Genomic DNA, 21,073 nt, shown 5'->3' on the forward strand with positions numbered 1-21,073 from the left:
CACAGGAACAACCATTGACAAGTGTCCGGGACGTTTCTCTACTGTGAACGCTCACAGAGCACGGCCGGTCCGCCGCAGCCAGGTCGGGGACCATCGTCAGGGGAGAGACACCATGCAATTCACCACGCGCGGACGCCTCATGGCCACATGCCTCACCATCGCGCTCGGCGCCACCACCCTCGCCGCCTGTGGCTCGGGCGACGGCGACGACGCGGAGGCCGGGTCCGACGGTCCCGTCTCGCTGACGTACTGGGCCTGGGCGCCCGGCATGGACAAGGTCGCCGACATCTGGAACACGACCGAGGGCAGGAAGACCGGTGTCACGGTCACGGTCAAGAAGCAGGCGTCCGGGGACGATCTGGTCACCAAAATCATCACCGCGGCCAAGGCGAAGAAGGCCCCCGATCTGGTGCAGGCCGAGTACCAGGCGCTCCCGACGCTCGTCAGCAATGACGTACTGGCGGACATCTCCTCGGAAGTCGGCGACGCCGAGGGCGAGTTCGCCCCGGGTGTCTGGCAGCAGACGACGCTCGGCACGGACGCCGTCTACGCGGTCCCGCAGGACTCCGGACCGATGATGTTCTACTACCGCGAGGACCTGTTCAAGGAGTACGGGCTGACGGTGCCCACCACCTGGGACGAGTTCGCCGACGCCGCGCGCGCCCTGAAGAAGAAGGACCCCTCCAAGGCGCTGACCACCTTCTCCAGCAATGACGCGGGGCTCTTCGCCGGTCTGGCGCAGCAGGCGGGCGCCCAGTGGTGGACGACTCGGGGCGAGACCTGGAAGGTCGGGATAGCCGACGCCGCGACGGCGAAGGTCGCGGACTTCTGGGGCGGTCTGGTCGAGGAAGGCGCCATCGACAACCAGCCCATGTACACGCCCTCCTGGAACAAGGCGCTCAACACGGGCAAGCAGCTCGCCTGGGTGAGCGCCGTATGGGCGCCGGGCACCCTGACCACCGCGGCGCCGGACACCAAGGGGAAGTGGGCGATGGCCCCGCTGCCGCAGTGGGACGCGGGAGAGCACAGGACCGGGAGCTGGGGCGGCTCCTCCACCGGTGTCACCAATGACTCGGGCCACAAGAAGGCCGCCGCGCGGTTCGCCGCCTGGCTGAACACGGACAGCCGGGCGCTGGCCGCGCTGGTGAAGGAGGGCGGGATCTATCCGGCCGCCACCGCGGCGCAGACGAGCGGCGCGCTGAGCGCGGCCCCCGGCTTCTTCCCCAACCAGCCGGACTTCTACGCCAGGGCGGCCGAGATCGCGAAGACCACCGCTCCCTCGGCGTGGGGGCCGAATGTCAACGTCGCGTACACCGCGTTCCGTGACGCCTTCGCTTCGGCGGCCAAGAACAAGTCGGACTTCGGTGCGGCCCTCGGCGTCATGCAGCGGGACACCGTCACCGACCTGGAGAAGCAGGGCTTCGAGGTCACCGGCTGATGTCCATGGACCTCCGTCGCGGTGGGCGGCGTCCCGGCAGAGGGCGGGTGCGGGGCGCCCCGTACGCCTTCCTCCTTCCCGCCGTCGTGCTGTTCGCGCTCTTCTTCGCCCTGCCCATCGGTTACGCCCTCTATCTGAGCCTGCGAAAGGTCGAGGTCAAGGGGCTGGGGCTGGGCTCGGGAGCGCGACAGGAGGTGTGGGCGGGGCTGTCCAACTACACCGCCGCGCTCTCCGACTCCGAACTGCTCGCCAGTGCGCTGCGCGTGCTGGGCTACGGCGCGATCGTCGTACCGTCGATGCTCGGGCTCGCGCTCGTACTGGCGCTGATGCTGGACGCCGAGCGCACCCGGCTCGGCGGATTCTCGCGGCTCGCGATCTTCCTGCCGTACGCCGTCCCCGGGGTGATCGCCGCGCTGATGTGGGGCTTCCTCTATCTGCCGGACGTCAGCCCGTTCCACTACCTGCTGGGCAGGGCGGGGCTGTCGGCGCCCGATCTGCTGGACGGCGGACCGCTCTATGTGGCCCTGGCCAATATCGCTCTGTGGGGCGGCACCGGCTTCAACATGATCGTCATCTATACGTCGCTCCGCTCGATCCCCGCGGAGATCTACGAGGCGGCCAGGCTCGACGGCGCCTCGCAGCTCCAGACGGCGCTGCGGATCAAGATCCCGATCGTCGCGCCCTCGCTGGTGCTGACCTTCTTCTTCTCGATCATCGCGACGCTCCAGGTGTTCAGCGAGCCGACGACCCTCAAGCCGCTGACCAACTCGCTGTCCACCACCTGGTCACCGCTGATGAAGGTCTATCAGGACGCCTTCGTCACGAACGACATCTATTCCGCGGCGGCCACCTCGGTGGTCATCGCCGTCATCACCCTCGTACTGTCCTTCGGCTTCCTCAGGACCGTGGGCTCCCGTTCGAGCCGGGGAGAGACCCAGTGACCGCTGCCCCAGTGACCGCTGACCCGGTGGCCGCTGCCACCAGCCGCCGTATCGCCTGGGTGCCGACCGCGGCACTGCTGGCCGGCGCTCTGTACTGCCTGCTGCCCGTGGCCTGGGTCGTGGTGGCCTCGACGAAGTCCGGCCGGGAGCTGTTCTCCACCTTCACCTTCCTGCCCGGCACCGGCTTCACCGGCAATCTCGCCGACCTGTCCGCGTACCGCGACGGGGTGTACTGGCGGTGGATGCTCAACTCCCTCTTCTACGCGGGGTTCGGCGCCCTGCTGTCGACCGCGGTGTCCGCACTCAGCGGCTACGCGCTCGCGACCTACCGCTTCCGGGGCCGCGAGACCCTCTTCAACGTACTGCTGGCGGGCGTACTGATGCCGCCGGTCATCCTGGCCGTACCGCAGTATCTGCTGATGGCGAAGGCCGACATGGCGGACAGCTATCTCTCCGTGCTGCTCCCGCTGATCCTCTCCCCGTACGGGGTCTATCTCGCCCGGATCTACGCGGCGGCGGCCGTGCCGCGCGATGTGGTGGAGGCGGGGCGGATGGACGGCGGCGGCGAGTGGCGGATCTTCCGGTCGGTGGCACTGCCGATGATGGTGCCGGGGCTGGTGACGGTGTTCCTGTTCCAGTTCGTCGCCGTGTGGAACAACTTCCTGCTCCCGTACATCATGCTCGGCGACGACCGGAAGTTCCCCGTCACCCTGGGCCTGTACACCCTGCTCCAGCAGGGCTCCAACACCCCCGCCCTCTACACTCTGGTGATCACCGGTGCTCTGCTCGCGGTGCTGCCGCTGATCGCGCTGTTCCTGGTCATCCAGCGGTTCTGGAGCCTGGATCTGCTGTCCGGGGCCGTAAAGTCCTGACGCGACAGGCACGATCATGAGAGAACGACAGGTATGAGCCGCACGGGCAGCAACGGCCGGCGCAAGCCGCCCACGATCCATGACGTGGCACGGGAGGCGGGTGTCTCACGGGGCACCGTCTCGCGCGTGCTCAACGGCGGTCACTATGTGAGCCCGGCGGCGGAGGAGGCGGTCAACGCCGCGATCCGCAAGACCGGTTACGTGGTCAACCGGCACGCGCGCAGTCTGATCACGGGCCGGTCCGACTCGGTCGCCTTTCTGCTCACGGAACCGCAGGAGCGCTTCTTCGAGGACCCCAACTTCAATGTGCTGCTGCGTGGTTGTACGCAGGCGCTGGCCGACCATGACATTCCGCTGCTGCTGATGATCGCGGGTACGAGGGACGAACGGCGCAGGATCACGCGGTACATCACCGCCGGCCATGTGGACGGTGTGCTGCTGGTGTCCAGCCACTCCGGGGACCCGGTCGCCGAGCAGCTGCGCGCGGCGCGCGTCCCGCTGGTGGCCTGCGGCAAGCCGCTGGGGCAGAGTTCACGGGTCAGCTATGTCGCGGCCGACGACCGGGACGGCGCGCGGGAGATGGTGCGCCATCTCGTACGGAGCGGACGCCGGCGGATCGCCACGGTGACCGGCCCGCTCGACACCCCGGGCGGCACCGAACGGCTCGCCGGGTACCGGGACGTCCTCGCCGAGTCCGGTATCGAGGCCGATGAACGGCTGGTCGCCACCGGGGACTACAGCAGGGCGAGCGGCGAGTCGTGCGCCGCCGAACTGCTGCGGCGGGCACCGGACTTGGACGCGGTGTTCGTGGCGTCCGACCTGATGGCGCAGGGCGTGCTGAGCACACTGCGGGACGCGGGCCGCCGGGTGCCCGACGAGGTGGCGGTGGGCGGCTTCGACGACTCGCCGGCGGCGCTGGACACCCGGCCCGCGCTCACCACGATCCGGCAGCCGTGGGACCGGATCAGCTCGGAGATGGTGCGGGTGCTGCTCGCGCAGATCGGCGGGGAGGACACGTCCACGGTGATTCTCCCCACCGAACTGGTGCGGCGCGGATCGGCCTGACGCGCCCGCGATGTCCGATCCTCGGCCCGGTACGGAGCCGCCGGACGGGGTGCGCGCACGCCCGCGCTTCAATGTTAGGGTCACCTTACTTTTTGGACGGTGACGTTCCGCCCGGCTGGACAGCCGGTCGCGGAGAGGCAGTGAGGGCGGCTCGAATGCGCGAGGGCACGACCGGTTCGAAGGCCCGCGGGGCGTGACGGCTGACTCGCTGACGGGCGTGGCGACCGAGAAGGCCGGTCGTACGGTCCGGAGCCGACCGCTGCTCGCCATGGGTCTGCTGCTGACCGCGGGTGTGCTCGCGGTGGCGACCTGGGCGAGCCTGGTGGCCGGTTCCGGCGACGCCGGCGCGGGTGAAGTGGTCCGCGCGCTGCTCGATCCCGATCTGTCCGACAAGGGGCAGCTGATCGTGCGGGAGGTACGCGTCCCGCGTACGGTCGCCGGTCTGCTGGCGGGCGCTGCGCTGGGCCTGGCCGGGGCGGTGATGCAGGGGGTGGCCCGCAATCCGCTGGCCGACCCGGGCATCCTCGGGATCAACGCGGGCGCGTCGGTGGTCGTGGTGTTCGCGATCGGTGTGCTCGGGCTGACGGAGCCGTCGCGGTACATCTGGTTCGGGTTTCTCGGTGCGCTCGGCGCCGCCCTTCTCGTCTACGGCATCGGCTCGCTCGGCCGGGAGGGGGCCACGCCCATGAAGCTCGCTCTCGCCGGGGCGGCGACCAGCGCCGCACTCGGCTCGCTGACGACCGCCATACTGCTGACGGACCGTCAGACCTTCGACCGGTTCCGGTTCTGGCAGGTCGGCTCGCTCGCCGACCGGGATCCTCAAGCGCTCTGGCAGGCGCTGCCGTTCATCGGTGTGGGCGCCGTGTTCGCGCTGGCGCTCGGTCCGCGGCTGAACGCCCTCTCGCTCGGTGACGACCTCGCGCGGGCGCTGGGGCAGCGCGTGGGGCTCGCCCGGCTGGCGTCGGCCGCGGCCGTGGTGCTGCTGTGCGGCGCGGCCACCGCGATCGCCGGGCCCATCGGCTTCGTCGGCCTGCTCGTACCGCACGCGGCGCGGCTCGTCACGGGCCCCGACTACCGCTGGATCCTGCCGTACAGCCTGCTGCTGGCGCCCGTTCTGGTGCTGGTCTCGGACATCGTGGGACGGATCATCGCCCCGCCCGGCGAGGTACAGGTGGGGATCGTGACGGCCGCCATCGGCGCGGTGCCCTTCGTGCTGCTCGTGCGCCGCCGCAATCTGGTGGAGCTGTGAGGGAGTTGGCATCGGACGTGACACGTGACACAGCCGGAGAGATACGGGCCCCGGGCGGCGCGCTCACGGAAGAGCGGCTGGCCGGTGCCGTACGGGAGGTCGTCCTGGTCCGCCGGGCGGGCCGGGCCCGCGCCACCGCCGTCTCCGCCGCCCTGCTCGCCGCGACGGTCGTCGCGCTGTGTCTGGCGCTGTCCGTGGGCGATTTCGTCGTACCGCTCCGCGACGTCGTCGCCACCCTGGCCGGCGGGGGCGACGCCGGTTCGCGGTTCGTCGTCATCGAGCTGCGGCTGCCGCGCGCGCTGACCGGTCTGCTGGTGGGGGCGGCGTTCGGCCTCTCGGGGGCGGTGTTCCAGACGCTGCTGCGCAATCCGCTGGCCAGCCCCGACATGATCGGTATCACCTGGGGCGCGAGCGCCGCCGGTGTGCTGGCCAGTGCGGTCTTCGGCGTCAGCGGTTTCCCGCTCTCGGTCTGCGCCCTGGCGGGAGCCCTGCTGACCGCGGTGGCGATCTACGCGCTGGCGTGGCGCGAGGGCGTCGCCGGATACCGGCTCGTGCTGGTCGGTGTCGGCGTCGGGGCGGGGTTGTCCAGCCTGGTCTCGTATCTGCTGACCAAATCGGCGGTGACCGAGGCGCACAAGGCCCTCGCGTGGCTGACGGGCAGCCTCAACGGCCTGTCCTGGCAGCAGATGTGGCCGCTGCTGGGGGCCATGGTGGTGCTCGTACCACTGACGTTCCTGGCGGCGCGCTCGTTGCCGGCGACGCAGCTCGGGGACGATACGGCGAAGGGGCTCGGCGCCCGGGTGGAGCGCGGCCGGCTAGCGCTGATCGGCTGCGCGGTGGCGCTCGCGGGGGTGGCGACGGCCGCGGCCGGTCCGGTGGGTTTCGTGGCCCTCCTGTCGGCGCCGATCGCGCGCCGGCTGCTGCCGCGCCAGGGCGCCGTGCTGCTGCCCGCCGCGCTGACGGGCGCGCTGATCGTGAGCGTCGCGGACTTCGCGGCACAACATCTGCTGGACTCCGTGCAGTTTCCCGTGGGTGTGGTGACGAGCCTGATCGGCGCCCCGTATCTGCTTTGGCTGCTGGCCCGGTCGAACCGTGTGGGGAAGGGCGGCTGACCAATGGAACGGAAGGATCCGCGCATGGGTGCGCGACACACACTGGCGGCGCGGGACGTGCGGCTCGGCTACGACGGCCGCGAGGTCGTCAGCGGGCTGAGTCTGGACATACCGCCCGGCGCGATCACCATGATCGTCGGCCCGAACGCCTGCGGGAAGTCCACCCTGTTGCGTTCGATGGCCCGGCTGCTCGCACCGGCCTCGGGCAGTGTGCTGCTGGACGGCAGAAGCATCCAGGAGCTGCCGACCAGGGAAGTGGCGTCGGTGCTCGGCATCCTGCCGCAGAGCCCGGTGGCACCGGACGGGATCACGGTGAGCGATCTGGTGGGTCGCGGCCGCTATCCGCACCAGGGGTGGTTCCGCCGCTGGACGGCCGAGGACGACACGGCCGTGGCGCGGGCGCTGCTGGCCACCGATGTACTGGAGCTCGCCGGGCGGCCGGTCGACGAGCTGTCCGGCGGCCAGCGGCAGCGGGTGTGGATCGCGATGGCGCTCTCCCAGCGTACGGACATCCTGCTGCTGGACGAGCCGACGACGTTCCTCGACATCAGCCACCAGCTCGATGTACTGGACCTGCTGACCGATCTGAACCGTGAGTACGGCACGACCATCACGGTCGTCCTGCACGATCTGAATCTGGCCTGCCGGTACGCCGATCATCTGGTCGCGATGAAGGACGGGCGGATCGTCGCGGAGGGCGCGCCCACCGAGATCGTGACGGCGGAGCTGGTCACGGAGGTGTTCGGGATGCGCTGTTCGATCGCCGAGGACCCCGCCTCGGGCACGCCCATGATCGTACCGATCGGGCGTCATCACATCACCCCGGCACAAGCATGATTTAGGGTAGGCTAACCTAAGTTCATGTCATCACGAAGGAACCCCTCCGCTCCCCCCGCACACCGCTCCCGGCCGGCTTCCGCCGCGCTGTGGGCCGTACTCACCGCCCTCGTGGTCGGGTTGACGGCCTGCGGTACGGCCTCGGACTCCGGCAGTGCCTCACCGGAAGCCCCGCCCGGTGCCGAGGACGGCGCCTTCCCCGCCACCGTCGCGACCAAGTTCGGCGACATCACCGTGAAGCAGCGGCCCGCGCGCGTCGTCGCGCTGGGCTGGGGCGACGCCGAGGCCGTGCTCTCGCTCGGCGGTCAGCCCGTCGGTGCCAGCGACTGGCTGGCCTTCGGCGGCGACGGGGTCGGCCCCTGGGCGAAGGGCCTCTACAAAAAGAGCCCCCGGATGATCGGCACACTGGAGCCGGAGTTCGAGAAGATCGCGGCCCTCAAGCCCGATCTGATCCTGGACACCAAGTCCAGCGGTGACCGGACCCGTTACGACACGCTCAGCAAGATCGCGCCCACCGTCGGCGTCCCGAAGGGCGGCGACCAGTACAAGATCTCATGGCGCGAACAGACGGAGATGGTCGCGACCGCCCTCGGTGTTCCCAGGAAGGGCAAGGCGCTCATCGCCGAGACCGAGAAGAAGTTCCGGGACTCGGCCGCCGCCCACCCCGAGTTCAAGAACAAGACCATCACCCTCGGCTCGCGGACCAGCGAAGGGTTCGGCGCGTATGTGCACGGCACGGGCCGCGTCGACTTCGTCGAGCGCCTCGGCTTCAGGAACAACCCGGAGGTCGACGCCAAGGCGGGCGCGTCGTTCTCCATCGGCGTCTCCCGCGAGGACCTCGATCTGCTCGACGCCGATCTGACGGTGATGACGCCCATCGGGATCCCCGCGGCGAAGATCAGCGACGACCCGCTGTACCGGGCCGTCCCCTCCGTCAAGGCGGGCCGTTCGGTGGTGTTCGACGACGAGACCCTCAGCGCGGCCTTCTCGACGGATTCGGTGTTCTCGGTGGCGTACGCGCTGGAGAAGGTCGTCCCGCTCTTCGCCGAGCCGCTGACGTAGCCGCTCGCTCCCCTCGGCACCGCGGGGCTCGGCACCGCGGGGCTCGGCACCGCGGGGCTCGGCACCGCGGGGCTCGGCACCGCGGGGCTCGGCACCGCGGGGCTCGACACCGCGGGGACAGTCACGCCGATGCGCGGCGGACGTGTGGTGTTTCTGAGTATTCCGTTAACTGCCGAGTGCGCCGCCGCATCCTGGGCACGGGCACTGAATGGACACCCCACCCACCTCCGACGCACGAGGCAGCGCGGGCACCGCTGCCGTACACCTACCCGACCGGGCCGGGCACCACGCCAACCGGCCCGGTGTAGCTCTGGCCCTCCTCCCACGACGGGTCGAGGGCCGGCTCGTGCGGGGCGGGCGCGGGTTCCCCTCCGCGCTACGGGCCGACGGACGCGTCAGGGGCGTGGACGGGCTGCGGGCGCTGGCCGTCGCGGTGGTCATCGTCTACCACCTGGAACCGGGCCTGCTGCCGGGGGGCGCCCTGGGGGTGGATGTCTTCTTCACCATCAGCGGCTTCGTCATCACGCGGCTGCTGCTGGCCGAGTTCGCCCGTACCGGCGATGTCGCCATGCGGTCCTTCTACTGGCGGCGCTGGCTGCGGCTGGTCCCCGCCCTGCTGGCGGTCTGCGCGGTGTGCGCCGTACTGGCGCTCACCACACGACTGCCGAGTTTCGACGGCGCGTGGGCGGCGATCGTGCTGGCCGCCACCTTCCTGATGAACATCGTCAGGGCCGCCCAGCCGGGCGTCTATTCGAGCGACACCTCTCTGCTGTCCCACACCTGGTCGCTGAGTGTGGAGGAGCAGTTCTACCTGTTCTGGCCGCCCGTTCTGGTGCTGCTCCTGCGGCGGGTCGGCGCGCGGACCGTGCTGTGCTGCGCCGCGGCGCTGTGTCTGCTGCCACTGGTCTGGCGCTTCGTCCTGTGGAACCCGACCGCGGCGCACCGTATCTACAACGGGGTCGACACCCGCGCGGACCAGCTGCTGGCCGGTGCGGTCCTCGCGATCCTGGTGGCCCGGCTGCATACGGACGACCCGCGGCTGGCCGCGCTGCGGCGGTGGTCGGCCCGGCTGGCCTGGCCCGCGCTGGGGATCCTGGGGCTGATCGTCTGGTACGTGCCGATGACGGGCACGAGCGCCTGGACCATGCCCTGGTACACCGTCGGCTTCCTGGTGACCGCCGTGCTGTCGGCGACGGTGGTGGCGGCGCTGGAGCTCCGGCCGCGTACCTGGCTCTCCCGGGGGCTGTCCCTGGCCCCGCTCGTCTGGGTCGGCCGCAACCTCAGCTACGGCCTCTACCTCTGGCACTACCCGCTCAGCCGGCTGGTCTCCGATCTGGGCGTGTCCGACGCGTGGCACGCGACCGCCACGGTCGCCGCCAGCCTCGCCGCCGCCACGGCGTCCCACTACCTCATCGAGAAGCCGCTCACCCGGCGCAAACGGCCGCGGCCGGCCGCCGTCCCGGCGATCGCCTGACGGGACCGCCGGCCGGAGTGGTGGTGGCCCGCGCCGTCTCAGGGGACGGAGGTCAGGGACTGAATGCCATGCAGTTCGGTCATCACATCGCGCAGCGAACGGCAGTCCTTCGGGACCGGCGGCAGCACCGGCATCGGGGCGTCCCGGCCGCCCTCCAGCGCGTCAGCCATCGCGGCCAGCGCTCCGGTCACCCACCGTGCCTCGGTGGCCGTGGGCCTGGGCACCCCCTGCTCGACGCGTACGGCGCAGACGGTGGCGGCGTCGACGATGCGCTCCGCGCGCGCCATGACGGCCAGCCAGTCGTGGCGGTGTGCGCGGTGGGGTCCCGGCAGCTCGGCCGCGGCCGTCTCCGCGGCGGCCCGCGCCTCGGAGAGCGCCCGGTACGCCGCGTACCGCAGCGCGATGCCCGTCGCGTCTCCCCCACGGGGCGCCGCCGCGCCCGCCGCGCCTGTGGGGGCGCCGGGTGCGCTCCCTGGGTCGTCCAGTACGTGCCGCAGATACCGTTCCGTACGGCGCAGCGCGACGGCGAAGCGGTGGCCGACCCGCACACGTGGGTCCGTCAGACGCGGAAGGTGGCCGACGAGCAGCACGATCCCGCAGGCGAGTGCCGTGTCCAGCAGCCGGGCGGCGGTCGCCTCGGTGTCACCCACCGCGTATACGAAGGAGAGGACGAGCAGCGTCACCACCGCGGTCTGGAAGCCGAAGTGGCGGGTGGCGACCGGGATGAGCGCGCCGCCCGCCACGACCACGGCGACCAGCCACCACAGCCCGTCGAGGCCCGCCATGGCCAGGGTGAGGACGGTGAAGACGAGCACACCGGTGGCGGTGCCGGCGACGCGGTTGACCACCCGGGAGAAGAGCGGCCCCAGATCGGGCTTCACCAGAAAGGCCGCGGTGGCCGGGAGCCAGTACCAGTGGGTCTGGTGGAGGCTGAGCGCGACGGCGGCGCTGGCCGCGACGCAGAGCGCCACGCGCAGCGCGTTCTCGCGTCTGGCGGGGGCGAACGCGCGGCCGAGCGTACGCAGTGAGCCGGGCGCGGTCAGCTCCTTCAGCGCCCGGCGGGCACTTCGCGTGCTCAGGGACGCACGCGGGGGACGCGCCGGCTCGTACGGTACGGGCGTCCGCCCCGGCGCCGTACGGTCGAAGGTCACCGCGGCGGCCAGCAGCGCCCGGTCGAACGCACCGCGCTGGACCGTGTCGGAGACGGGGCTCGCCAGTGCGCCGGGAGCGGAGTCGGCACGTACGGCGGCGGCCAGCAGGCGTGGGGCGTCCGCCACTTGCCGGGGCAGCGGCCTGCCCTCCCACAGCAGCGCGATCCCGGCCTCGCAGAGGGCGGTGGCGGCGGCGAAGCGCTCCGTTATCCGGTACGCCTGGGCGGAGCCGCGGCCCTCGCGCCGTCCGGGGAAGGCCCCGGAGGGCCCGGGAAAAGCCCCGGGGAAGGGCAGCAGTCGCATCAGGCGCAGCGACTCGTCCGCGCGGTGCTGTGCGGCGATCAGCCGGCGGCGGGCGGGCTCCGCGTCGGGTCCGCCGAGGGCGTGGAGGGCGTCGGCGAGCGCGTCGAAGACCGCGGCGACGGCTTCGCGTTCCCCCTCGCGGCGGGCACCGCGCCGCAGGATGTCCCGCGGGGCGCGCAGCGCGAACCGGAGCAGCAGAAGCCAGGCCGCGCCGGCCAGATAGCAGCCGGCCTTGAGCCACGCGGGGCCCGGTATCGGCATCCCCGCGCCGATCGCCGCGGTGACCAGACACTGCATGGCCGCCGCCGACCACACCGGGCCGGTCACACTCAGCGCGCCGGAGAGCCAGCCCACCACGAAGAGCGCGGGTACGGCGGTCCAGCGGTTCCCGGCATCGGCGAGCAGTCCCCCGCACAGCAGCCCGAAGGCGCCGCCGACGGCGGGCAGACCGATGTGGACCACACCGGTACGCCGTGTGCCCGGCCGGTCGTTGACACCGGCGAGCATCGCGCCGAGCCCGGCGAGGACCGCCTGGCTCAGATGTCCGGTCAGCAGGCCGAGCGCCAGCAGCGGTCCGGCGCTCAGGGCGCCGCGGAGCGCGGCGGTCCACGGGATGGGCGCGGATCGCCAGCCCAGGGGGTGGGTGAGCCACGCGGGCATGGACCGCCCGGCGGAGGAACGGGGGCGGAGGGAAGGCGGTGCGGACACGAGTCTCCTGTACGACCGGTCATGTCGGGCGAGGGAAGCAGACCGGCGGGCAGCGGCGACCGCGTGTCCCCGACCGTAACACCAACGCTTGCCCTTCGAGCTGCTGTTCTGTTACGCGCGGATGTCGGACGCGTTCCGGCATGGTGGCGCCCCGGCCGCCGAGGCTCCCCGTTCCGCTCGGGCGGCCGGGATCCAAGCGCGGCCACACTGCCGGGCCGCGGAACTAATTCCCACGGCTTCTTGTCGGCGCGCGGCTCGTGCCTCGGTCTCACACCACCCCTGCGCCGAGGGGGAGTTGGGCTGCCCGTGGGGCCGTTTCACACCTCGGCGCGCGGGCTCCGGGCCCCGAACCCCGGGCCGTACCACGCTCATCCGTTACCAATCACAACGCAACAGAGCCTAGTCTGCTCTCCAGCGGTCACCAACGGGGGCAACAACAGCGGTGACACGGAACGAGAGGGCTGCACCATGACATCACCGTCCAACACACCGGACAGCATCGAAGCGACGACGGCGCTCCTGCGCGACGAACTGCCGCAGCTGGAAACACAGCAGCAGTCGCTCGAACGGGAACTGGCGGGCGTCACCGAGCGCCTGGCGTCGGTACGTACCGCCCTGGGCGCGCTGCAGGCGCTCACCGCCGCCCCCCAGGCGCTGGAGACCGTGCCGGAGCAGCGGACCGAGGAACCGTCGGCCGTGGCGGCGCCCGCCGCCCAGGCTCCCGTCGTGGAGACCGCCGTGGAGACCGCTGTGGCGGAGACTCCCGCCGAGGAAGCCGCCTCCGAGGACGCGCCCGCCGAGGAAGCCTCCGCCGAGGAGAAGCCGGCGCCCGCGCCCGCCAAGGCGAGCAAGTCCCGTAAGTCCGCGTCGGCGTCGGCGCGCACCTCCAGCGGCGGTTCGGGGGCGAAGTCGCAGGCGCCCAAGGAGCGGAAGAGCCGTCCGGCCAAGAAGTCCGTGCCCGCCACGGCCACCAAGACCCGTGCGGCGAAGAAGACGGCTGCTCCCGCCACGGCGGACGAGCAGGCGAGCGGACTGACCGAGCAGATCCTCGCGGTGCTCGCGGCGTCCGCCGGCACCCCCGTCCGTGCCCGCGATGTGGCACAGGCGCTGGGCCGTGACGGCACCCCCGGCAGCATCAACGCGGTACGCAGCACCCTCGACCGGCTCGTCGGCACCTCGCGGGCCCACCGCGCCGGCCGCGGCCTCTACCAGGCGTCCGCCGGCTGAGGATCCAGCTGATCGCCCCCCACACAGTGCCTGTGTCCGCCTCTCGTATCGAGGTCTCTTCCGGACCGGCCGTGGCTCAGCCACGGCCGGTCCGGATTCGGTTGCGGCGGGGGGATTGGGAGCACGGCGTGAAGGGAAAGGCCGTCCGGCGAATCGCGGGCGTGCGACTATGCACCTGGCACTTCTCGGCCACACTTTCCAGTCGATACCGGCCGACAGTATCCGCGACCGCCGTTGCCCCGTCCGGAACCGCCGGTCGAATCGGTCAGCAAAACCACATGCGGCGGTGGCCAAAACCACACGGTAACCTTTCCCTTCGAACATCCGGCTTCGAAATGTGCCGCAGAGCACAATTACTGAGGATCGCTCACTCTCCACGGCGTGGGGCATCTCCCATTGAGACCAAGCGAAACGTTTCTCGCACGCCACCGATGCGAAATAGCACATACATGTGAACTCCACTATCGCCATGCCGCCCGGGTTCACTCGTCGTGCGGCGGCGGCGGACGCCTTCGGCACGGTCTTCGGCAATGCCCGGCAAACAGACAACCGGGACGGCACAAGCGGACCCGGCGAGCGGGATTTTACGGTCGCATGACCAACCGAACGCGCGACGGATACCGGGCGAAATAGCCGACGGAGCTGATCGGTGAGGGAAGCCGGACAAGAACGCGGAAACCCGCAGGACCGTGGCGCCCGGTCGAGGCGTCACGGTCCTGCGGGTGGATGCGCGGTGCGGCGGGTTGATGTGCGGTGTGGCGAGTCGATGTGCGGTGCGGCGGATTCCCGCGATATAGGCGGTATCAACCGCGGCGGACAGAGCCGTTGGCGGCCGGCTCCGCCGCCGTGGTCACTTGATGAAGTCCTCGACGACCTTCGGCGGCCAGGTGCCGACGTTCAGCACGCCCATCGAGTAGGCCCGGGAGACCAGCGCGGCCCGGTTGGGCACCCTGAGCTTCCGGAGCAGCCCCGTCACGTGGTACTCGACGCCCTGCCGGCTCAGATAGAGCCGGGAGGCCAGCGGGATCGTGGACAGACCAGCGGCTATGCCCTCAAGAATGCGCGCGTCGATCTCGGTGAGGATCTTCTTCTGGTTGGTCAGCACGCCCGCGTCCCCGGACCCCTCCGAGGAGCGCATGAGCACCAGGATCGCGGCCACGTCGGGTGTTTCCCCGCTGACGGCCGCCGCCGTCAGCGTCCCGGCGAAGGCGGAGTCCTCCGGCCCCACGGCCACCACATGCGAGGCGAACCGCTGACGCTTGCCTTCCACCAGGCGGGAGAACTGGCGCATCAGCGGCTGCTGGACGCTGGGATGCACCAGATCGCGGAAGCTACGGCCGCAGACGCCTGCCGAGGAGTCACCGAACCGACGGAAGAACTCCTCGTTCGCCTGCTGGATGGTCAGAGCCGGGTCGAGTGAGGCCATGCACAGCCCCGGCTGGTCGAACTGCTGGGCGCGTCCGTGCCCGTTCTGGTCGGGTTTGAGGTCGCTGGTTGTGACCTGCGTCGAATCTGCGAGTGCAGCAATCGCCACGAGACCGCCATCCTTTCGGGTCCCCCCGATTCATTGGGAATACTCAACATCGTTATGCGGGTCGGATAACACCGGCAGTCGGTCTCGGGTGACCTCATTGACGGGTTATCCATTTACTGAATTGAGAGTAGGTAGCTTTGCGGATGCCCGTCAACAAGACCCCTGTTCACACGGCTAAAGCTGTGGTCCCACCCCCGGAAGGTTCGGTCCGCAATGGCGATGTCTACGGTGGGAAAAACCCGGCATGCCGGGCGGGACGGATTGGCGAGGCATCCGCTCAATTCGGCCTTGTTTGAGGTTCCCTTGAGGTTCACGTAGCATGCCGGACCGAACCAAACCGCACAGGGGCCGCACAGGTCACAGCGGCACGTAGCATGGTGTTAACAGTTACCCGTCGGAGTCTACGCGGGAAGAGCACCCGCCAGCTCATGCCGGCCCGAGATGCCGAGCTTCCGATAGGAATTCGTTAGATGTTTCTCAACGGCGCGCGAACTCACGCCGAGTTCACCCGCAATTTCCTGGTTGGTGAGCCCGCGGCCGACGAGAGTGATCACCCTGCGCTCGCTGCGGGTGAGTACGGCCGTCTTCGGGGCGGAGGCCGTACCGAGTCCGTGCTCGGCCCGCTCGACCAGCCAGGGAGCACCGCAGGCCGCCGCGAGGGTGCCCGCCTCCCGTAGCGCCGCCTCCGCCTCGGGGCCGCTGCCCAGCTGCCGTCCCAACAACACGAGTGTCCTGGCGAGTTCCAGTTCGAAGGATGAGTCGCGCAGTACGGCGATCGCGTCGCGCAGCAGCGGGACACCCTGCGCGCCCTGGAGCCAGCCCTTCAGCCGCAGGGCGCGGCCGAGCCCGGCGGGTGCGCCCCATGCCGTGGCCCAGGCGAGTTCCTCCTCGGCGAGCCGCAGCGCGGACCGGGAGTCGCCGAGCCGCTGGTAGAGGCCGATGGCATGCGGACGCCAGGGAAAGAGCGCCGAGTTCCGCCAGCCGGAGACATCCAGTTGACGGCCGCAGGCGAGCAGTCTCTCCAGCGCTCCGGAGCGCAGTCCCCGCTGGGCGTCCACCGACGCCTGGAGTATCTGCAGTGACGCGGTCACGGCCAGTCCGGCCGTCCGGCGCCGCCGGGCCCTGGCGAGGATCCGCTCGCTGAGCGCCGGGTCACGCAGTTCGAGTGCGACCGTGGAGAGGACCATGATCGATGCCTCGCGCCAGTCCGTCTCGGCCGACCCCATGGCACGTTCGACATATTCGCGCGCCTGGGTGGGCCTGCTCTGCGAGACGAGGACGAACGCCCGTTCCGCGAGGAGGAGGACACTGTCGGCGCCGGTCGCGTGCTGCCAGCGGGTGTGCTGCTCGGTGGACAGCCATGAGCCCACGTCCTGTACCGACTCGGCGGCGAAGAGGGTGATGACGACGAGCGGCAGCGCGGTGTGCGCGCCTGCCGAGGTGGCCGGTTCGCGTTCCAGGATGCGACCGCCGGTGCGCGCCGCCTCGGCCGCGGACAGCCGGCCGGTGAGAGTGCCGGAGAAGAGGAGCACGGTGCTCAGCTCGCGTTCGGCCGCGGAGCCGAGCGGGGGGTCCTCCCCCAGCTCGCGCAGGCGTTCCATGGCCGAGGCCAGCTCTCCCGGGTTCTCATGCCCGTAGTGCCTGAGCCGGGCTTCGAGCCGCAGGGCCATCTCCCGGGCCGGACCGTCCAGTTCGGCGGGCGGGCCGAGCTCGTCGCTGACACCGCGCAGGAGCGCGGCGGTGGAAGGGGGTACGGCGCCGAGCAGCGGCGGCGGGATACGCAGCGCGGCGGCGGCCCGGTCCCTGACCGTGGTCAGCAGAGGCATCGCCTGGACGATGTGGCGCTGGCAGGCCTCGGGGTCGAATCCACGCTCCGCGGTGGCCAGTTCGACCAGCAGTCTGGCCCGGCTCTCGTCCTGGGGGCGGTGGCCGAGCAGCGCGCGGCGCAGATAGCGGGCGGCGGTCTCCGGCGCGCCCCGGCGCAGCGCGGTGTCGGCCGCGCCGCGCAGCACCATCACCGACCAGGGGCGGCCGAAGGTCGTGACGGCCATCAGATGGGCGGCGACCTGCTCGGCGGGACGGCCGCTGCGGTAGAGCAGGTCCGCGGCGGCGGCGTGCCAGCGTTCGCGTTCGGCCACGGTCATCGCGGATTCGATGGCGTCCTGGACGACGCGGTGGAAGAAGCGCGGTTCGCGCGCGTCGGCCAGCAGACCCGCCTCACGGAGCGCCCGCCGGGCGGCGCTGAAGCCGATCTCGTCCAGTCCGGCGAGTTCCGTGATGAGTTGGGGGTCGCCGTGACCGCCGAAGGCCGCGATCGCGGCGGCCGTGTCCCGTACCGCCCGGGGCCGCGTCCGCAGATAGCTCGCCAGCCGCTCCCGCAGCCCCGCGGGCCGCAGGGCGCGTACCCGGTCGGCGTGGTCGGCGGTCGGCTCGTGGCCCCGCGCCTCCATGCCCAGCAGGACGGACATCAGGAACAGCGGGTTGCCGCCGGTGACTTCATGACAGGCGCGTACGTATTCCTCGTCGCCGGGCACGCCGGACCGTTCGCGGATGACCGCACGGGTGGCCTCGCGCGACAGCGGCGCGGGACGCAGTATCCGGGTCGAGGCGGCGGCGATCTCGCGCACCAGGGCGTGTCCGGCGCCCTGGTCCCCGTCCCGGAGCGTGCAGACGAGCACGAGCCGCAGCCCCCGCAGCCGCTTGGTGAGATAGGCGAGCCAGCGCAGGGAGGGGATGTCCGCCCACTGGAGGTCGTCGACGAGAATGAGCAGCCTGGCGTGTTCGCTGATGTCGGCGAGGAGCGAGCGCGGGCCGTGCAGGGTCGCCTCGGAAGCGGCGGCGGTTGGGCCCCAGGCGCCGGCGCCGCCGGGCGCCTCCCCCATCGGCACGTCCTCGGCGAGCGGCCGGCCGGACGGAATGTCGTCGGCGCCGAGCATCAGGCCGCCGGCCCGGCCGGGCTCGCGTGCCCAGCGCTCGCGGTCGGTCTGCGAGGCACCGGAGAGCAGGCTGTCGAGCAGCTGCCGGACCACACCGAACGCGAAGTCCCGTTCCATCGGGGCGGCGTTCGCCCGCAGGACGCGGACGTCCGTACCGGAGGCGACACCGGGAAGCCGGCGCAGCAGGGCGGATCTTCCGATGCCGAGCGGTCCGCACAGCAGGATCACCGATGAGGTGCCTTCGTCCGCGGCCCTCAACGCGGTTTCCACCCAGGACAGTTCGGACTCCCGCTCAAGAAGCATCGCTCGGCCGCTCTCCCATGTTCCTCACCAGCACGCACAGTTCCTCGCGTCCGCTGATACGGAGTTTTCGGTACGTGTTGCTCAGCCGCAGCTCGACTGTGCGTCTGCTCACGGACAGCAGCTCCGCGATCTCGCGGTTGGCGTGGCCGCGTCCGGCGTAGGTCGCGGTGCGCTGTTCGGCCTCCGAGAGCGTGGTCCACTCCCGGGGCAGGGCGGGGGTCACCGGCCGGGCCGGCTTCTCCAGCCGTTCGGTGAGCCCGCGCACCACCGCCGCCAGCCGGCTCGGCGGATGAGGGGTGGTGAACGCGGAGAGCTCGGCGAGGGAGAGCGCGGCGGCCCGGCTGTCGCCCTCCTCCAGCTCGCAGGAGGCCAGTCGGGCCAGCGCCCACGCGTAGGTCAGCCGGGCGGGTGAGTCGCGCAGCTCACGGACCGCCTGGCGGGCGGCGATCACGGGCCTGCCGCCGGCGCCGGTCATCGGGGTGGTCCACAGCTCGGCGAGGCCGACCGTGCTCGCCGAGCCCCACCGGCGGGCCAGTCTCAGCTCCTCCAGGCTCAGCCGCGCCGCTTCCTCGCGGTCGCCGAGGGCGTAGCAGGCCTCGGCCGCCAGCGGGCGCCAGCACACCAGCGCCGGATTGCTCCACTGTCTGCGCAGCAGCCGCCGGCCGCTCTCCTTCGCCAGCTCCATCGCCTCGGTCCAGCGTCCGTCGACGGCGGCGACGCGCGCCCTGCTGAAGAGGAGAGCGGCCCAGGCCACGCCGTCCTCCGCCCCGGGCGGCGCGGGCGCGGCGGCGAGCGTGCGCGCGTGCTCCTGGCGGCCGGCCTCCACCGCGGTCGCGATGCGCAGGGCCGTCAGGCTCGGGGCGATGAGCGGATGTCTGCTCGACATCGGCAGGGCCCGTTCGGCGGCGTCGACATCCCGCTCGACGGCGTCGAACCGGCCGGCGCGCAGGGACAGTTCGGCGCGCGCGGTCAGGAGCCGCGCGGTGGCCGCCCTGCGGTGGTCGCGCCGTACGACCGTGAGCAGCGTGTCCAGTTCCGCGGCGGCCTCTTCGTGGTCATCGGTCAGGATCAGGGCCCGGCAGGCGGCGAGCCGGGGCAGCACCAGCGGGGTGTCGGGGCCGTCGCCCGCGAGGGCGGCGCGGGCCAGCGTCCTGGTCGTCTCCAGGTCTTCGCCGCGCACGGCGAGCTGCCAGGCGCGTACCCCGCTCTGGACGGGGGTCGAGGGGCGGGCGGGCAGTACGGGGACCTCGGGCACCATCGGTTCTGTGTCGTCCCGGGACTCGTCGGCGAGCCAGAACAGCGCGATCAGACTGTCGCGTTCGCCGGGCGGGACGTCGCACAGCGCCTCGGCCGCAGCGCGGCGTGCCCAGTCACTGTTGCCTCGGGCGAGTCCGAGGTCGACGGCGCGGGCGCGGAGTCCTTCGGGGGCGCCGCTGCCGTCCCGGACGAGTTCGCCGAGCCTTCGGTCCCCCGCCAGGGGCGCCGACACCGCTTCGGCGGCGGCCAGTTCCAGGGTGAGCCGGGCGCGCTCGCCCGGTTCCAGCGGTTCGCGCAGCGCGCGGGAGAGATACGCGGCGGCCCGGCCGTGGTCCTCCGCGTTCAGGGCGGCGGTGAAGCTCTCGCTCAGCGTGCTGACCACCCAGGGGGCTCCCAGCGGCGGCGTACGGAGCAGGATCTGCGCGACGTCCTCGTCGTTCGCCCAGGCGCGGTGGGCCAGTTCGGCCGCCCGGGAGTACAGCTGGACCCGTTCTTCGGTGGCCATGTCCTCCAGCACCCGGGCCTTCACCGCGGGGTGGCGCACCTGTGTCCTCGTTCCTCCGGAGACGGTGAGTCCCGCCGCCTCCAGCATCACCTGCAGCTCCTGGCCGCGTACGGGCCTCAGCCCGGCCAGCGCGCGGACGAGGGGGAAGCTGAGCAGTTCGCCGCAGACGGCCAGCGCCCGCAGCAGCGCGACGGCTTCGGGGGGCAGACCGTTGAGCGAGCGCGTCGCGTGGTCGCCGACGACGGCGGCGGTGATCGTACGCAGCTCGGGCAGCCGGGCGGCGACCGGTTCATGGCCCTGGTCGGTGAACCGGCACAGCACCTCGCGCAGTACGGCGGGGTTGCCCTCGGTGGCCGCCGCGACCGTCGCGGTGAACCGCTGGTCGCCGGGGGTGCCGCAGACCGTCTCCACCACCGTGGCGACGCCGTGTTCGGTCAGTCCGCGCAGCACGAGCTGCTTGCTGGGGACCGGGGAGGAGGGCAGCAGGCTGAGCCAGTCCCGGCCCGTGGCCGACACACCGCTGCCGCTCGCCAGTACCGCTACCGGTGTGTCCGGGGTCAGCCGCCGGACCAGCGCGTGCAGCCAGCGCAGGGAGGCGGGATCGAGCCATTGGGTGTCCTCGATGACCAGCAGGGTAGGCATCGTCCGTGCGAGGTGAAGCGTTCCGTCGAGTCCGGGCAGCGGATCGGGCTGCCGGTGCTCCATCAGCTCCCGCAGCGAGCAGCCGGCCGGGCCGCCATCGGCCTGGCCCTGGTTTGCCATCGATGTCATGACCTGCGCGATCACGCCGTAGCGCACCTCACGTTCGGCCGGGGCCGCCTGGGCGTGCAGCACACCCAGTCCGCCGCCCCGGGCGCGCCGGGCGGCCCATCTCAGCAGGGCGTTCTGTGCGTGGCCCGGTCTCCCGGTCAGGGTCACGACGCCCGCGCGTCTGCTGCCCAGCGCGGTGAGCAGGGAGGTCAGCGCCGCCTGCTCACGCCCGCGTTCGAGCAGGTCGATCGCGTCTCGACGGGTGTCCGGTCCGTACGTCCACTCCAGGGACCGCGTGCCCAGACAATTGTCGTTCCGGCCAGTCACACGCACCGCCTCGCCCCGTTCG

At 71.6% G+C, this 21,073-nt stretch carries 14 protein-coding genes; 10 read left to right on the forward strand and 4 right to left on the reverse strand.

The annotated features are described in order from the left end of the window. Positions 1–112: 112 nt before the first annotated feature. From ACFRKB_RS31400 to ACFRKB_RS31440, 9 genes are all read left to right on the forward strand, one after another. Positions 113–1,438, forward strand: coding sequence for an ABC transporter substrate-binding protein (locus ACFRKB_RS31400; RefSeq protein WP_383110002.1), 1,326 nt, complete (start codon positions 113–115; stop codon positions 1,436–1,438). After that, on the forward strand, positions 1,438–2,379 hold the full coding sequence (locus ACFRKB_RS31405; protein ID WP_383110003.1) for a carbohydrate ABC transporter permease: 942 nt from the start codon (positions 1,438–1,440) through the stop codon (positions 2,377–2,379). The genes ACFRKB_RS31400 and ACFRKB_RS31405 overlap by 1 nt, the downstream gene beginning before the upstream one ends. Then, entirely contained in the window at positions 2,376–3,251 is an 876-nt protein-coding gene (locus tag ACFRKB_RS31410) for a carbohydrate ABC transporter permease (RefSeq protein ID WP_383110004.1), read from the forward strand. The genes ACFRKB_RS31405 and ACFRKB_RS31410 overlap by 4 nt, the downstream gene beginning before the upstream one ends. Before the next feature lie 33 nt (positions 3,252–3,284). Then, entirely contained in the window at positions 3,285–4,316 is a 1,032-nt protein-coding gene (locus ACFRKB_RS31415) for a LacI family DNA-binding transcriptional regulator (RefSeq protein ID WP_383110005.1), read from the forward strand. A 268-nt stretch (positions 4,317–4,584) separates the two neighbouring features. Continuing rightward, on the forward strand, positions 4,585–5,565 hold the full coding sequence (locus tag ACFRKB_RS31420; protein ID WP_383110018.1) for a FecCD family ABC transporter permease: 981 nt from the start codon (positions 4,585–4,587) through the stop codon (positions 5,563–5,565). Between the two features lie 17 nt (positions 5,566–5,582). Beyond that, positions 5,583–6,677 carry a FecCD family ABC transporter permease gene (locus tag ACFRKB_RS31425; RefSeq protein WP_383110006.1) on the forward strand — a complete coding sequence of 365 codons (1,095 nt, stop codon included), beginning with the start codon at positions 5,583–5,585 and terminating at the stop codon, positions 6,675–6,677. A 24-nt stretch (positions 6,678–6,701) separates the two neighbouring features. After that, positions 6,702–7,514, forward strand: a complete 813-nt coding sequence (locus ACFRKB_RS31430; RefSeq protein WP_383110007.1) for an ABC transporter ATP-binding protein — start codon at positions 6,702–6,704, stop codon at positions 7,512–7,514. Between the two features lie 24 nt (positions 7,515–7,538). Further along, positions 7,539–8,576 carry an iron-siderophore ABC transporter substrate-binding protein gene (locus tag ACFRKB_RS31435; protein WP_383110008.1) on the forward strand — a complete coding sequence of 346 codons (1,038 nt, stop codon included), beginning with the start codon at positions 7,539–7,541 and terminating at the stop codon, positions 8,574–8,576. 208 nt (positions 8,577–8,784) lie between these two features. Continuing rightward, complete coding sequence (locus ACFRKB_RS31440) at positions 8,785–10,050, forward strand: acyltransferase family protein (protein WP_383110009.1); 1,266 nt, start codon at positions 8,785–8,787, stop codon at positions 10,048–10,050. A 38-nt stretch (positions 10,051–10,088) separates the two neighbouring features. Here ACFRKB_RS31440 and ACFRKB_RS31445 read toward each other — a convergent pair whose 3' ends face one another. Then, positions 10,089–12,212: an FUSC family protein gene (locus ACFRKB_RS31445; protein WP_383110010.1), complete on the reverse strand. Its 2,124-nt coding sequence runs from the start codon at positions 12,210–12,212 to the stop codon at positions 10,089–10,091. A gap of 468 nt (positions 12,213–12,680) precedes the next feature. Here ACFRKB_RS31445 and ACFRKB_RS31450 point away from each other — a divergent pair, with 468 nt between their 5' ends. Beyond that, complete coding sequence (locus ACFRKB_RS31450) at positions 12,681–13,439, forward strand: hypothetical protein (RefSeq protein WP_383110011.1); 759 nt, start codon at positions 12,681–12,683, stop codon at positions 13,437–13,439. A gap of 850 nt (positions 13,440–14,289) precedes the next feature. Here ACFRKB_RS31450 and ACFRKB_RS31455 read toward each other — a convergent pair. The 3 genes from ACFRKB_RS31455 to ACFRKB_RS31465 form a co-directional block, all read right to left on the reverse strand. Then, positions 14,290–14,865, reverse strand: coding sequence for a LuxR C-terminal-related transcriptional regulator (locus tag ACFRKB_RS31455; protein ID WP_365970840.1), 576 nt, complete (start codon positions 14,863–14,865; stop codon positions 14,290–14,292). A 509-nt stretch (positions 14,866–15,374) separates the two neighbouring features. Beyond that, positions 15,375–18,212, reverse strand: a complete 2,838-nt coding sequence (locus ACFRKB_RS31460; protein WP_383110012.1) for an ATP-binding protein — start codon at positions 18,210–18,212, stop codon at positions 15,375–15,377. After that, on the reverse strand, positions 18,202–21,051 hold the full coding sequence (locus ACFRKB_RS31465) for an AAA family ATPase (protein ID WP_383110013.1): 2,850 nt from the start codon (positions 21,049–21,051) through the stop codon (positions 18,202–18,204). Before ACFRKB_RS31465 ends, ACFRKB_RS31460 begins: the two co-directional genes overlap by 11 nt. Positions 21,052–21,073: the final 22 nt, after the last annotated feature.

The organism is Streptomyces scopuliridis, from assembly GCF_042790125.1.
Taxonomy (GTDB): Bacteria; Actinomycetota; Actinomycetes; order Streptomycetales; family Streptomycetaceae; genus Streptomyces; species Streptomyces scopuliridis_A.

Coding starts and splice junctions, on each gene's coding strand:
- ACFRKB_RS31430 (WP_383110007.1), top strand. CDS start 6,702: ATGGGTGCGCGACACACACTGGCGGCGCGGGACGTGCGGCTCGGCTAC.
- ACFRKB_RS31400 (WP_383110002.1), top strand. CDS start 113: ATGCAATTCACCACGCGCGGACGCCTCATGGCCACATGCCTCACCATC.
- ACFRKB_RS31450 (WP_383110011.1), top strand. CDS start 12,681: ATGACATCACCGTCCAACACACCGGACAGCATCGAAGCGACGACGGCG.
- ACFRKB_RS31405 (WP_383110003.1), top strand. CDS start 1,438: ATGTCCATGGACCTCCGTCGCGGTGGGCGGCGTCCCGGCAGAGGGCGG.
- ACFRKB_RS31460 (WP_383110012.1), bottom strand. CDS start 18,212: ATGCTTCTTGAGCGGGAGTCCGAACTGTCCTGGGTGGAAACCGCGTTG.
- ACFRKB_RS31420 (WP_383110018.1), top strand. CDS start 4,585: ATGGGTCTGCTGCTGACCGCGGGTGTGCTCGCGGTGGCGACCTGGGCG.
- ACFRKB_RS31415 (WP_383110005.1), top strand. CDS start 3,285: ATGAGCCGCACGGGCAGCAACGGCCGGCGCAAGCCGCCCACGATCCAT.
- ACFRKB_RS31435 (WP_383110008.1), top strand. CDS start 7,539: ATGTCATCACGAAGGAACCCCTCCGCTCCCCCCGCACACCGCTCCCGG.
- ACFRKB_RS31455 (WP_365970840.1), bottom strand. CDS start 14,865: ATGGCCTCACTCGACCCGGCTCTGACCATCCAGCAGGCGAACGAGGAG.
- ACFRKB_RS31440 (WP_383110009.1), top strand. CDS start 8,785: ATGGACACCCCACCCACCTCCGACGCACGAGGCAGCGCGGGCACCGCT.